At 54.8% G+C, this 12410-nt stretch carries 13 protein-coding genes and 1 pseudogene; 8 read left to right on the top strand and 6 right to left on the bottom strand.

Features of this window, described 5'->3' with window-relative positions; genetic code table 11:
• Nucleotides 1-59 precede the first annotated feature (59 nt).
• On the bottom strand, nt 60-575 hold the full coding sequence (locus L901_RS06860) for a DUF6428 family protein (RefSeq protein ID WP_059754791.1): 516 nt from the start codon (nt 573-575) through the stop codon (nt 60-62).
• Between the two features lie 42 nt (nt 576-617).
• On the opposite strand from L901_RS06860, the gene L901_RS06855 reads away from it, so the two are divergent.
• The 6 genes and pseudogenes from L901_RS06855 (at nt 618) to L901_RS27820 (ending at nt 4888) form a co-directional block, all read left to right on the top strand.
• A complete protein-coding gene (locus L901_RS06855; protein ID WP_059754788.1) occupies nt 618-977 on the top strand; it encodes a helix-turn-helix transcriptional regulator in 360 nt (119 codons plus the stop codon).
• Nucleotides 919-2189, top strand: a pseudogene (arsK, locus tag L901_RS06850) (arsenite efflux MFS transporter ArsK). The gene L901_RS06855 and the pseudogene arsK overlap by 59 nt, the downstream one beginning before the upstream one ends.
• Nucleotides 2190-2476: 287 nt before the next feature.
• Nucleotides 2477-2836: a helix-turn-helix transcriptional regulator gene (locus L901_RS26055; protein WP_082710520.1), complete on the top strand. Its 360-nt coding sequence runs from the start codon at nt 2477-2479 to the stop codon at nt 2834-2836.
• A gap of 13 nt (nt 2837-2849) precedes the next feature.
• Nucleotides 2850-3557: an arsenical resistance protein ArsH gene (gene arsH / locus L901_RS06845; RefSeq protein WP_059755052.1), complete on the top strand. Its 708-nt coding sequence runs from the start codon at nt 2850-2852 to the stop codon at nt 3555-3557.
• Nucleotides 3558-3818: 261 nt separating this feature from the next.
• Entirely contained in the window at nt 3819-4382 is a 564-nt protein-coding gene (locus L901_RS27825; protein WP_197419695.1) for an NAD(P)-binding domain-containing protein, read from the top strand.
• Nucleotides 4298-4888 (top strand): NAD(P)-binding domain-containing protein, encoded by a 591-nt coding sequence (locus L901_RS27820; RefSeq protein ID WP_197419700.1) that lies wholly within the window; start codon nt 4298-4300, stop codon nt 4886-4888. The genes L901_RS27825 and L901_RS27820 overlap by 85 nt, the downstream gene beginning before the upstream one ends.
• A 35-nt stretch (nt 4889-4923) precedes the next feature.
• On the opposite strand, the gene L901_RS06835 is transcribed toward L901_RS27820, so the two are convergent.
• The 5 genes from L901_RS06835 to L901_RS06815 form a co-directional block, all read right to left on the bottom strand.
• A complete protein-coding gene (locus L901_RS06835) occupies nt 4924-5970 on the bottom strand; it encodes an ArsO family NAD(P)H-dependent flavin-containing monooxygenase (protein WP_059754786.1) in 1047 nt (348 codons plus the stop codon).
• An 18-nt stretch (nt 5971-5988) separates the two neighbouring features.
• A complete protein-coding gene (gene arsB / locus L901_RS06830; protein ID WP_020810061.1) occupies nt 5989-7059 on the bottom strand; it encodes an ACR3 family arsenite efflux transporter in 1071 nt (356 codons plus the stop codon).
• An 84-nt stretch (nt 7060-7143) separates the two neighbouring features.
• Nucleotides 7144-7578 (bottom strand): arsenate reductase (glutaredoxin), encoded by a 435-nt coding sequence (arsC, locus tag L901_RS06825; protein WP_059754783.1) that lies wholly within the window; start codon nt 7576-7578, stop codon nt 7144-7146.
• 142 nt (nt 7579-7720) lie between these two features.
• Nucleotides 7721-8248: an arsenate reductase ArsC gene (locus L901_RS06820; RefSeq protein ID WP_059754782.1), complete on the bottom strand. Its 528-nt coding sequence runs from the start codon at nt 8246-8248 to the stop codon at nt 7721-7723.
• Nucleotides 8245-8598 carry a helix-turn-helix transcriptional regulator gene (locus L901_RS06815; protein ID WP_020810064.1) on the bottom strand — a complete coding sequence of 118 codons (354 nt, stop codon included), beginning with the start codon at nt 8596-8598 and terminating at the stop codon, nt 8245-8247. The genes L901_RS06820 and L901_RS06815 overlap by 4 nt, the downstream gene beginning before the upstream one ends.
• 721 nt (nt 8599-9319) lie before the next feature.
• Here L901_RS06815 and L901_RS06810 point away from each other — a divergent pair.
• Together L901_RS06810 and L901_RS06805 are read left to right on the top strand one after the other, a co-directional pair.
• Nucleotides 9320-11716: a methyl-accepting chemotaxis protein gene (locus L901_RS06810; protein ID WP_059754779.1), complete on the top strand. Its 2397-nt coding sequence runs from the start codon at nt 9320-9322 to the stop codon at nt 11714-11716.
• A gap of 64 nt (nt 11717-11780) precedes the next feature.
• Complete coding sequence (locus L901_RS06805; RefSeq protein WP_059754777.1) at nt 11781-12275, top strand: dual specificity protein phosphatase family protein; 495 nt, start codon at nt 11781-11783, stop codon at nt 12273-12275.
• Nucleotides 12276-12410: the final 135 nt, after the last annotated feature.

The following is a 12410-nucleotide window of genomic DNA, read 5'->3' as shown; positions in this document are numbered from 1 at the left end:
CCACAACTTGGCTCGGATGCGGGGCCTCGTTAAGGCACTCATTCTGTAGATCCCACTCTTCATGCGCAACATTTCGTACCGGTCGTCGCGCCGCAACATGAGCTTTCTGACGTAGGCGTTTTTTCGACCCAGCGATCCCGCGGTTTGCAGCTCGACGGACGAGCTTGCAAAGCCACTTCCAACACGCCCGCGTACAATCGGGGGGAAGAAGCGCAATAGAGCGACATCGGCCGTTCGCCGTCGCTGACCTCGAACGTGAGCTTGGCGTCCGGATTCAGACGAACGTGATCGGAAACCTTGCGGATTATCGCGGAAAACTTTCCCGCCGGCATATGGATCTGATTTTCCTCATCGATATCCCAGAGTTGAACAAATATCTCCGACCAGGCCTCGGGATTGGCGCCGCAGTCCAGTGCCGAGAACTGTCCGGCCTTGACTTCTGTGACATGATAGCCCGGCCGCACGGGGTTGCCCTCATAGAAGAAGACCAGTGGCGCGTCCGGCACGACTGAGATGACGTCGAGGAGCTCGCCAAGAGAGATGTCGGGCGAATGTGTCTTGTCGATTGCGTTCATGTGGGTTATCCCTATATACAATAATTCAAGGATTGTTGAATAATGGAAGAACGTCAAGCCCTTTTATCATTCGCTGCGCTGTCCCAAGAAACCCGTCTCGCCATTATCCGTGCGTTGGTCATAGCTGGCCCAAAAGGAATGGCTGCCGGCGCGATCGCGGAACGCATGGGCGTATCGGCGACGAACGTCTCGTTTCATTTAAAGGAGCTGGAGCGGTCGGGATTAATTTCTCAGCGACGAGAATCCCGCTCGATCATCTACAGCGCCAGCTATGACGCTCTAGCCGATCTCGTCAAGTTCCTGATGGAAGACTGCTGCGCCGGACACCCGACAGTGAGGGAAAATGTCGAGCGTAGCGACGGTTGCTGCATCAAAGCCAAAAAGGGTGACGACGTTGCATAACTCGAAAATTCCTGCGGGGATTGTCTCCGCTCTCGGCCTCACACAAATCATAGGATACGGAACCCTCTATTACAGCTTCAGCATCCTAGCCCCCAATATGGCGAAAGACCTCGGCCTTTCGCTTGCAGAAGTGTTCGGCGTATTTTCGGCATCTCTGTTCATCGGCGGTCTGTCAGCTACCTATATCGGCAAACAGATGGATCGGATCGGCGCAGCGACGATCATGACGTTCGGCTCGGCACTTGCGGCTCTCACGCTTACCTTTTGCGCTTGGTCGCCATCGGTCGCGATCTTCGCCGTTGCGATCATCATGCTAGAAGTGTCCTCCGGAATGGTGCAGTATCAGGCGGCATTCGCCGCCTTGGTTGAGAGCGATCCCAAAACGGCCTCCCGAAGCATCACATACCTGACGCTGATCGGCGGCTTCGCATCAACGATTTTTTGGCCGATCTCGGCTGCACTTTCCGGATGGCTGTCCTGGCGCGAAATCTACCTCGTCTTTGCAGGAATGAACCTCTTTCTTTGTATGCCCCTTCACTTCTGGATCATGCGCGTTGGCAGATCTGCATCGAGTGGCGATCCATCGGTCCGCAAGCGTGAGACGGTGATCGGGGCAATCCCTCCTCATGCCCGACGGCGAGGAATGATCCTTGTGTCATCTGCATTCGCGCTCCTCGGCTTTTCGCTGGCGGCAATCCTCGCCCACATGGTGCCGATGCTTGGGTCGCTGGGACTCGGAGCGGCTGCCGTCGTCATTGGTTCAATCTTCGGCCCGGCACAGGTGCTGAGCCGTCTTATCAATATGGTCTTCGGGAAGAACCTGTCACCGCCGGGACTTGCCGTCCTCTCGGCTTTGCTGATCGTCGTCGGTGTCCTGATCCTGCTCGTAACGGATAGCTGGCTACCGGGCGCGGTCGCCTTCGCTATCTGCCTTGGGCTTGGCTCTGGCATCAACAGCATCGCACAGGGTAGCCTGCCGCTCCATTTGTTCGGATCAGATGGATATGGCGCAATCACGGGTAAGATGGCCGCGGCTCGGCTGGCAGTCGGGGCTGGCGCGCCATTCGTGTTTGCGGTCGCCATGGAAAGCATAGGCATGAGCTCGGCGCTTATCGCAAACGCCTGTCTTGGCGCCATCAGCGTCGTGGATTCGTTGCAGTCGCCGCATTGTCGCGGCCAGTATCTACAGGATCGCCTGAGATTCCTAGTTAGCGTTCCGGTGTACCAAGCGCGAGGCCTCTGTTTTGGCTTACCCTTGTCACCCCTGCGTTGCGTTGAATTTGCAAAGTTCTTCATGAGGCATTGACATCGAGACATTTATTTCTACATTTCAATTACTATTGAACTTTCGATGTCCGAATTTGTTTCAAGGCCGCCCCTGGGAGGGGTCCACCTGAAAAGCGAAGTAAAGGGCAACGGTCACCGGTATGTCCGGGGAGCAATCACAGTCTGACGTGACTACGTTGTCCATAATATTCCCAGCGAGCTGAGTTACCGCAATGAATGAGCAACAAATTCTAGACGCGTTCGGCGCACTCTCCCAGCAAACACGGCTACGGGTTTTAAAGAAACTTGTCATTGCCGGACCCGCTGGACTTGCGGCAGGCGCGATCGCAGATGCCGTAAATGTTTCAGCTTCCAACATCTCCTTCCATCTCAAAGAGCTCGAACATGCAGGACTCATCGCAGCGCGGCGCGAAGCACGCTCCATAGTCTATAGCGCCGATTTTGAAGCTCTCCGCCCTCTCGCCCGCTTCATGATGGAAAACTGCTGTGTTGGTGAGAAATTTGACTGTTCAACAGAACCAAAACCCGGCCAACATCTACCGTCGGTCGGAAAGACAATACAAGTATCGTAACTCGGAGCTACACATGGCCGATATACCGGCAGCATCGATTGACTTTATTCGCCAGCCTGACCTGACAGCGCTTCGTCCCGCATTTTCAGCGCACAAGCCACGCATCCTCATCCTGTATGGCTCGCTTCGAAAAATTTCTTTCAGCCGTCTTTTGGCCGAGGAAGCCGGTCGTCTTCTCGACCACCTTGGATGCGAAGTTCGATTTTTCAACCCGGAAGGACTACCTTTACCTGATGGCGCGCCGGAAACCGATCCGAAAGTGAAAGAACTTCGTGAGCTCTCGCTCTGGTCAGAAGGTCAGGTTTGGGTCAGCCCCGAGCGCCATGGGGCAATGTCCGGCATTTTGAAAGCCCAGATTGATTGGATTCCTCTGACGACCGGTTCCGTTCGTCCGACGCAGGGCAAGACACTTGCGGTCATGCAAGTGTCCGGCGGATCACAGTCGTTTAACGCCCTCAATCAAATGCGTGTTCTCGGTCGCTGGATGCGCATGATTACAATCCCAAACCAGTCGTCGGTCGCAAAAGCGTGGCAGGAATTCGGTGAGGATGGCCGCATGAAGCCATCGGCCTATTACGACCGCGTCGTCGATGTTTGCGAGGAACTCGTCAAATTTACGCTGCTTACACGTGATGCATCTGACTATTTGACCGATCGCTATAGCGAGAGAAAAGAGGATGCTGCGAAGCTCGAACAACGGGTTAGCTTAAAATCCATCTGATCTTGGCATCATCGGCAGGCGCAGCGCCAGAAGTGAAGACATTGGATTGGCTCAATGACTGTATCGAGCCGTGGCGCCGTTTATCAGTTTTGTTCCAGGGCGGTGCGCCCAGTGCTGTCGATTAAACTGGATTTTGCCCGAAGCGCACGATTTCTCTTCTCGGTCCTCGCGAATTGAGGGCCGCTGGTAAAACGGAGCGGCTTACGGCTCTGCTCTCTCACCTGCACGCGTGTTCGCAAACAGCCTCCACCGGAATTAAGCATGAGAACTTTTCAGACAGTTATCATCGGTGGTGGTCAGGCTGGCCTGGCGACAGGCTGGCACCTCGCGCAGCAGCAGATCGATTTCCTGATACTGAAAGCCTCCGACCGATCCGGTGGTGCCTGGCGCAATTACTATGATAGCTTGGAATTGTTCTCGCCTGCGGGCTATTCCGCGCTACCCGGCCTAGCGTTTCCAGGACCGCAAGGGCATTACCCACAACGCGACGAAGTCGTCGCTTACCTAGACCACTATGCACGGAAATTTCAGCTGCCGGTTCGCACCGGCCAGAGGGTGCTGAACGTTGTCCGCACCGACAACTTTTTCGAGGTCGTCACTGCGGAAGGTCAACGCTTCCGCGCCAAGGCGCTGGTCGCAGCGTCAGGCGCTTTCGGAATGCGTCACGTTCCCTTGATCGAGGGACAAGAGCAGTTTGGTGGGCGCATGTTGCACAGTTCCCAATACCTAAACGCTAAGGAATTCGGTGGACGTCGATCATCGTCGTTGGCGGCGCGAATTCTGCTGTCCAGATCGCGACGGAGCTTGCTAGCGAGGCCCGTGTGACGCTGGCTACCCTCCGGCCCATTCGCTTTTTCCCACAGCGGATCCTTGGCTTGGACTTTCATTTCTGGGTGAAATGGACTGGCCTCGAGCGAACACGTTGGCTCAACGATCACAGCACGCCGGTCCTCGACAGTGGTAGATATAGGCATGCGATAAAGACTGGACGCGTGCAATGCCGGGAAATGTTCACCCGGATCACGGAACGCGGTGTCGTCTGGCCAGACGGAGCTGAAGAGCAGGTAGATGCTCTCTTGTTCGCGACAGGCTTCCACCCAAATGTGTCCTACCTCAAGGAGCTTGGCGCTGTCGGTGATGACAATCGCTTGGTGCAGCGCAACGGCATCTCGCAGGACGTCCCTGGCCTCTACTTTGTTGGTTTTCCAAGGCAGCGAAACTTCGCTTCCGCTACATTAAGAGGTGTGGGCAGGGATGCCGGCCACATAATGCCACACCTGCTCGCTCATTTGCATGAAAGCGATAAAGCTGACAGTAGCCAGCCCAATTAAGCTTCTGGAGATCGTATCGTCTCCACCCGTCGCTATCACTCTAGCGATGCAACGAGTTGAGGGATCATATCTCGCGCTGTCCTTCCCACGCCGAGCAGCGTGGCAGACGCTGCTCCAGTCCAGCTTCCATAGCCGGCAAGCCAAAGGCGAGGCTGTTTCAGGGATTGTCCGTCCTTAACCTCGATCTGACCATCTGGCGTGATGACATCGAGATCACGGAGGTGATCCAGCGCGGGACGAAACCCGGTACACCAGATGACAGCATCAAGATCGCTGCTTGTTCCGTCCTGCCATATGACACCTTGCGCATGAAAACGCGAGAACGGCCGCACAGATCCGAGTGCACCCCGGTCTCTTGCGTCTTTGACAGGTGGTACCATGACGATGTCGCCAAGACCGCCAATTGGAGACCCATCGTCCTTTCCAAGAGCGCGGGCAGTCGCGCGTTGAAACAGCACGTGCCCATCGACGTCGTCTGCCAAAAAGATTGGAGGCTGAGGCGTCACCCAGACGGTTTCAGCGACCGTCGACACCTCTGCCAGGATCTGGGCACCGGAATTTCCACCACCGACAATGGCAACGCGCTGGCCCGCAAATTCGTCAGCAGAAACATAGTTAGCAGAATGGATCTGCTGGCCTTTAAAATCGGCGGCGCCGGGATACGCCGGTATAAAAGGGTGCCGCCATGTACCCGTCGTGCTCAAAACCGCACGTGCTCGCCATCGTCCTTTATCTGCGATCACTTCCAAAGCTCCAGCAACGCTGGTGACCGACGTGACCACCATGGGGCGCTCTATAGGAAACTTATATCGCTCCTCGTAGCGCGTCAGATAATCGATCACCTCACTCTTCGCCGGATAGCTAGCTTTGGTTCCCGCTGGCATCATCCAGCCGGGCAGCGAACTGAACGATGCCGGTGAAAACAGATGGAGCGAATTCCATCCATGTCTCCATGCGCCACCCGGCCCATCCTCTGCATCGAGCATCACGAAACTGAGGCCGGCGCGACGCAGGTAGTAGGCTGACGCCAGGCCTGCTTGCCCGGCGCCAATCACAACGACATCAAAAGTTTTGGAAGACATTGCGGTCCCTCCCCGTTTTTATTCCGCGGGGCTGCCTGCCGACCTGACAAAGTACTTTCGACCCATCCAAAGCGCCATTTGCACGAGTAGGATCAGAACCGGAACTTCCACGAGAGGACCGATCACCGCAGCAAAGGCAACCGGAGAGGCCAGACCGAATGCTGCGATGGCAACGGCAATCGCGAGCTCGAAATTGTTGCCTGCGGCTGTGAAGGCAACGGCAGTCGTGCGCGGGTAGTTGGTACCGACCGATTTCGCCATCCAAAAACTGACTAGAAACATCACGATGAAGTAAATCGTCAGCGGGATCGCGATCATTACCACGTCACCAGGCAGTTTCACCACATCGCCGCCCTTGAGGCTGAACATCGCCACAATGGTAAACAGGAGTGCAGCCAGCGTAATCGGGCTGATTTTGGGCAGGAAAACGTTCTCGTACCAGTCGCGACCTTTGCTTGCGGTCAGGATACGGCGGGACAGATACCCCGCGAGGAACGGGATTCCGAGATAGATCAGCACGGCCTCGGCGATCGTCCAGAACGACACGTCGATAACGCTACTTTCAAGGCCAAACAGAGGCGGCAAGAAAGTCAGGAAGAACCAGGCGTAAACGCTGAAAAACAGAATCTGGAAAATCGAATTGAAGGCGACGAGGCCCGCAACATACTGGTTGTCACCCTTGGCAAGTTGGTTCCAGACCAGCACCATGGCGATGCAGCGCGCAAGACCGATCAGGATCAGGCCCGTCATGTATTCGGGATAATCCCGTAGAAAAATCACCGCCAGCGCAAACATCAGGACCGGACCGATGATCCAGTTCTGTAACAGGGAAATACCGAGAACACGCTTGTCGGCAAAAACCTGCGGCAACTCGTCAAAGCGGACCTTTGCCAGAGGTGGATACATCATCAGGATAAGGCCGATGGCTATCGGAATGTTGGTCGTTCCGACGGACAGGCTGTCGAGCGCGGCTGGCAGGCCGGTAAAAACTGTGCCGAGAAGCACGCCGAGTGCCATGGCTGCAAAAATCCAGACCGTCAGGTAGCGATCGAGGAAAGAAAGGCGAAGTGTTGGTTCCTTGGGACGCATTGGCGTTCTCCCTGGCAAAGGAACATCGTCCGCAGTCTTCACAGGAAGATTGCGGTGACACGAGTTCGGATTGAAAGTTTCAGACTAGATGACGCGGCGGCCGGCTTCGTCGACGACGACCTCACCATCTTCCTTGGTGAAAGCCGCCCTCTGTTCGGACGGCAAAATATCGAGCACAGCTTCCGATGGACGGCAGAGTTTAACGCCCAACGGAGTGACGACGATTGGACGGTTGATTAGAATGGGATGCTCCATCATAGCATCGACAAGGTGCTCATCCGTCAAAGACGTGTCGCCGAGCCCGAGCTCGGAGTACGGCGTTCCCTTTTCGCGAAGTAATTCGCGTGGGGAAATCCCCATGCGAACAATCAATTGCTCCAAGAGCGGCCTGGAGGGCGGCGTTTTAAGATACTCGACCACATGCGGTTCGATGCCCGCGTTGCGGATCATGGCCAGCGTATTGCGCGAGGTGCCGCATTCGGGATTGTGGTAGATGACGATGTCAATTTGGTTGCCCATAACGATTGGACCCTTTGTCAAATGAATTTGAACTGCGTCGCCAGCAGCCGACGCCGACGCGCTCTTCTCATGCACTGTGTGCCGTCAAGATCGGGAAGCACGAGCCATCGGCTGTCTATTCGCTCACCCTACCGTCTGGATATCAGGCCGACGTCCGTTCAGGGCTGGTGGACCCTTCTATGGTGCCAATCTGCCGTAGCCTGGTCTCGAGCGCCATGCGATCAAGTGATTCCAACGGCAGGCTGAGAAACGCCGCGATCCTGTTTTTCAGGAAACGGGCCGCCTGGGCGAAAGCGCGCTGCACTTCCATCTCTGAGCCTGTAGCGGCCGCGGGATCCTCGATACCCCAGTGAGCGGTCATTGGATGGCCGAGCCAAACCGGACACGCTTCACCAGCCGCGCTGTCACAGACCGTGAAGATGAAATCCATCTGCGGAGCACCCGGCTCGGCGAATACGTCCCAACTTTTCGAGGAGAAGCCAGTCGACGGATAACCAAGAGCGGCCAACTCTATGAGAGCGTGCGGATTGACTTCGCCCTTTGGCTGACTGCCAGCCGAATAGGCGACAAAACGGCCAGCGCCTTCCTTGTTGAGAATCGATTCAGCCAGTATCGAGCGTGCCGAGTTTCCCGTGCAAAGAAACAGCACGTTGAATGTCTTTTCGGTCATGAGAGTACCTTTTCCGGGGTGCAGCATGGAGTGAGTTCAGCAATGAGCGGCGCGCAGAGTTCCGCGTTGCCGCCACAGCAATCCTTGAGGAGAAAAAGCGTCAATTCTCGCAGTCTCTCCATCTCTGCGCGGTACGTAATGACCCTGCTCCGACGCTGAGACGAAACCAGCCCTGCACGTGACAGAATGTTAAGGTGCGCGGACATCGTATTTTGTGGCACGATGAGCGCACGGGCGATATCGCCAGCCGGCAACCCATCAGGCTCGTGCTTGACGAGAAGACGAAAAGTTTCGAGCCGGGTTGGCTGGGCGAGTGCCGCGAGGGCGAGAATTGCGTTTTCCTGTTCCATATATCCAGATTACTGGAAATGTGGACAAAGTCAATTGGCTCGGATTTATTTTACCGTCTACCAGCTGTCCCCATGGGTGCGGCGTCGAGATGGAAGGCGGGGCCAGAACAGAACAGCCGCTTGAGGATCGAAATAAATTGGCCCGGGGGATGCATAATAGATGCAACGACGCGCTCATCTCTTTTTAGAGCCGGCTGCTTCAGCGCATTGAACGCTCCCGTCACGACTGCAATCAGCAGCGCCGCCCTAAGAAGCTCCCAGGAACGACGCGGATGCGTGAGGCGTTTATCCGATGCGCGATGCCTGGAAAGAAAACTCACTTGGTGCGCTTCGCTGATCAGCCCATGGCGCACGCATACGGAAAGCACAATACGTGTGCGAATGAAACCAGTTTGCAGTGTTCGGATTTCCGAACATCATTGAAATAAATGCCGTTATTTTGTGCAGTATAGATTGATTAATATGTTTTATTTATAATATAAATTTTTGCTACATAGCAGTATTCGGATTTAATCGGAGCCAGCATTTGCTTATTGCTACATATATAAACACCTATAAGCTCTAATATGATTCTTTTATGACAATAATATCGAAAAATTAACTATGCGATCCCAGTATACCCTTGCCGAAACCAGGGGGTATCCACGTGTCGAACTACGCAAATCAGCCGCTCATTCCATTTTCGAAAAGTCTGAGAACGCGATTCTTTGCGCTGTTCCTCATGTTTATCCCGCTAGTCGCAGGTCTCGGCGGCTACTTCGCTTACAATTTTTATTGGCAAGAAGTTGGAACGTCGCTCGGTGGACTGATGAATTTCGTCGACGCTAAACAGCAGGGCGTCATTCGGTTTCTCGGCCAGAACGAAAAGCAGGCCAAGCAATTGGCTGGGCTGGCCGAAGACCTGAACGCGACCCAACTTTCAGATCACTTTGCGCGCATCGTAAAATCCGATGTCTTTAATATTGAAGATCACCCTTTCAAAGATGAGATCAAGAGCGGCTCGCGGCACATCGCGGCAACCACCGTCTACCATTACATTGACTACGTCGTTGGCGACAAGATCGCCGCCTCTTCGGACCAGAAACGCATCGGCCAGAGCTTCGACAAACAAACCGACGTGAAGCCAGGCTATTCCGATGTTTGGCGTGATAGCTCCGGCAATGCCGTCTTGACGTTCGCAGCCACAACCAAAAGCGGGACTGTCTATGTCCATGCCAACGCAATGATGTTGAGCAACATTGTCGACGGTGAGATTGGGAACCTTGAGGGTGGAGCTGGCGCATTCTATCTTGCGGGTATCGGCAAGACCTTCGACTATTACATCGTCAACAAAGATAACGTGATGATCACGGAATCTCGAGTCATCCCGAATGCGGTATTGTCCGCAAAGGGCAGCCAGGAACCATGGCAACTGACCATGATGACGGCGGGAGTTGTTTGCTCGTCCAGCGGAAAATATGTCACGAGCGGCAACTGCACCACCGGATGCCGCGAGGCAATGGGCTTTTATACGGGTCCAACGGGGAAAGAAATGCTTGGCGTTTCCATGCCATTTTACGATTCCGGCTGGACGATCGTCGTTGAGCAGGAAGCGTCGGAATTGCTTGGACCAATGCATCGGATGTTTCTGACAGTTGCGGCGATTGCGATTGTTGCATTTTCGCTGCTAGGCGCATTCATCGTTTACATGGTGTTGGGAATGACCGGCCGCATCACAACGCTCACCAATAAAATGGCGGCCCTGGCCGCGGGTGATCTTAGCGTCGAAGTTCCGTTTGCCGATCGGGCCGATGAGATTGGCTCGATGGCAGGCGCGGTTGAAGTTTTCAAGAGAAATGGGCTGGCTGTTCGAGACCTAAATGCGCAAGAAGCTGTTCTTCGCGGTAAAAGTGCTGAACTGCAATCGAGCATCGCGACTGTTGTCGCCGCCGCTGCAGCAGGCGATTTCACAGGAAGAATCGACAAAGACTATGACGATCCTGACCTGAACAGATTCGCTGGGAGCGTAAATGCACTCGTAGAAAGCGTCGATGGCGGAATCAACGAGACAAGAAGAGTTATTGCATCCCTGGCGGCCGGAGATCTTACAGAAAGCATGACGGGCCGATTCCAGGGAGCATTTGCGGAGCTTCAGACGAATGTGAACGAGACCCTTGCCACATTGCAACGAACCTTGACAGAAGTTCGGACGACCAGCGATACCATCAATGGCAACTCGTCTGAACTGAGGTCGGCCGCTGACGATTTGTCGAAGCGAACCGAACAACAGGCGGCTGCACTTGAGCAAACATCCGCCGCTTTGGATGAGATCACCTCAGCGGTCCGCCAGTCCAGTGATCGTGCCCAGGAGGCGACACAGTTCGTCAGTGATACCAAGAAGAGCGCGGCTCAATCGTCAACCGTGGTGAAAAGTGCTGTTGACGCCATGGGGCGCATCGAGCAAGCTTCGGTCGAGATTGGACAAATCACCAACGTAATCGATGAGATCGCTTTCCAAACCAATCTTCTGGCTTTGAACGCCGGCGTCGAGGCTGCACGAGCCGGAGAGGCTGGCAAAGGCTTTGCGGTTGTTGCGCAGGAAGTTCGTGAGCTGGCGCAGCGAGCAGCGTCCGCCGCAAAAGACATCAAGCAATTGATTTCAAAATCAGGCTCTGAGGTCGCAATGGGGGTCAAGCTGGTGCAGGAAACTGGTTCCGCGCTCAGCACAATTGAAACTCAGGTTTTGAAAATCAACGATCACATTCAGGCTATAGCCACTGCCGCGCGAGAGCAGTCCACAGGCCTGGCCGAAGTCAGCAGTGCCGTGAATCAGATGGACCACGTCACCCAGCAAAACGCGGCTATGGTCGAAGAAGCCAACGCTTCGACCCACAAGCTTTCGGCGGAAGCTGACAATCTCGTCACTCTCATTGGAAGATTTAAGCTGGAAAGCGCGTCGCGAAGCGATCTGGAGGACACCACTCGGTTTTCGAAATCGACAGCGCCTTCGCTCCGGCTTGAAAATGGGACTGTGACGCACGCCTTGCCTGTACGGCGCGTGATAGCCAATGTCACTCGCGCTTCCTCGTCCGGGTCGGCAAACTCAGCACTCAAGAGTGAGGCGTGGGAGGAATTTTAAGAAGCTTGCAGCAGATCCGTTCAGGCCTGCCGCATAATAATCAACGAGAAGCAGAAAGTGGAAAATGACGACTGCCCCCATAATGCCCCTTTCACGCATCGAGGTCCCAGGCGGCGGCACCATAGGAATGATGCCATGTCCCGGCAGAAGCGACAGCATATTGGCCGAAGTCAGCAAGTTGAAAGAATTGGGCGTAGATGTCGTTGTCAGCCTGATGCAGGATCAGGAGTTTCCGGACCTTGCTGGTTTTTCAGAAGTGCTGCGGTCCAGTGAGATAGAATGGATACGGCTTCCTATCGTGCCCAATAGTATTCCTGACGCAGCGAGCGATTGGAATTCGGTACGCTCTGTACTTATCGACCGGATCACCAATGGAAAGTTCGTCGCAATTCATTGCTGGGGTGGGCTGGGCCGCACGGGAATGATTGCCGCTGACCTGCTTACTGCGTTCTCATACAAACCCAGCGATGCCATAACTTTGGTACGTCAGGTGAGGCCAGGTACCATCGAGTCTGAAGCGCAGGAACGATGGATTAGCCGAACGCATAGCCCAACGTAACTAGCTAACGAATTCTATAATTAGGGTTGGAAAACCACATTTCATGGCAATCTGAGACCGTTATCGAGCAGTGGCCCACATTTGGGTATCGTCAGCATGCTGATTGGTGGCCAGTGTCCTCTCCGTCGCTGAATG

The organism is Agrobacterium sp. D14, from assembly GCF_001526505.1.
GTDB classification, from domain to species: domain Bacteria; phylum Pseudomonadota; class Alphaproteobacteria; order Rhizobiales; family Rhizobiaceae; genus Agrobacterium; species Agrobacterium leguminum.
Note: the sequence above shows the minus strand (reverse complement) of the source record. Positions and strands in the feature narration are given on the sequence as shown.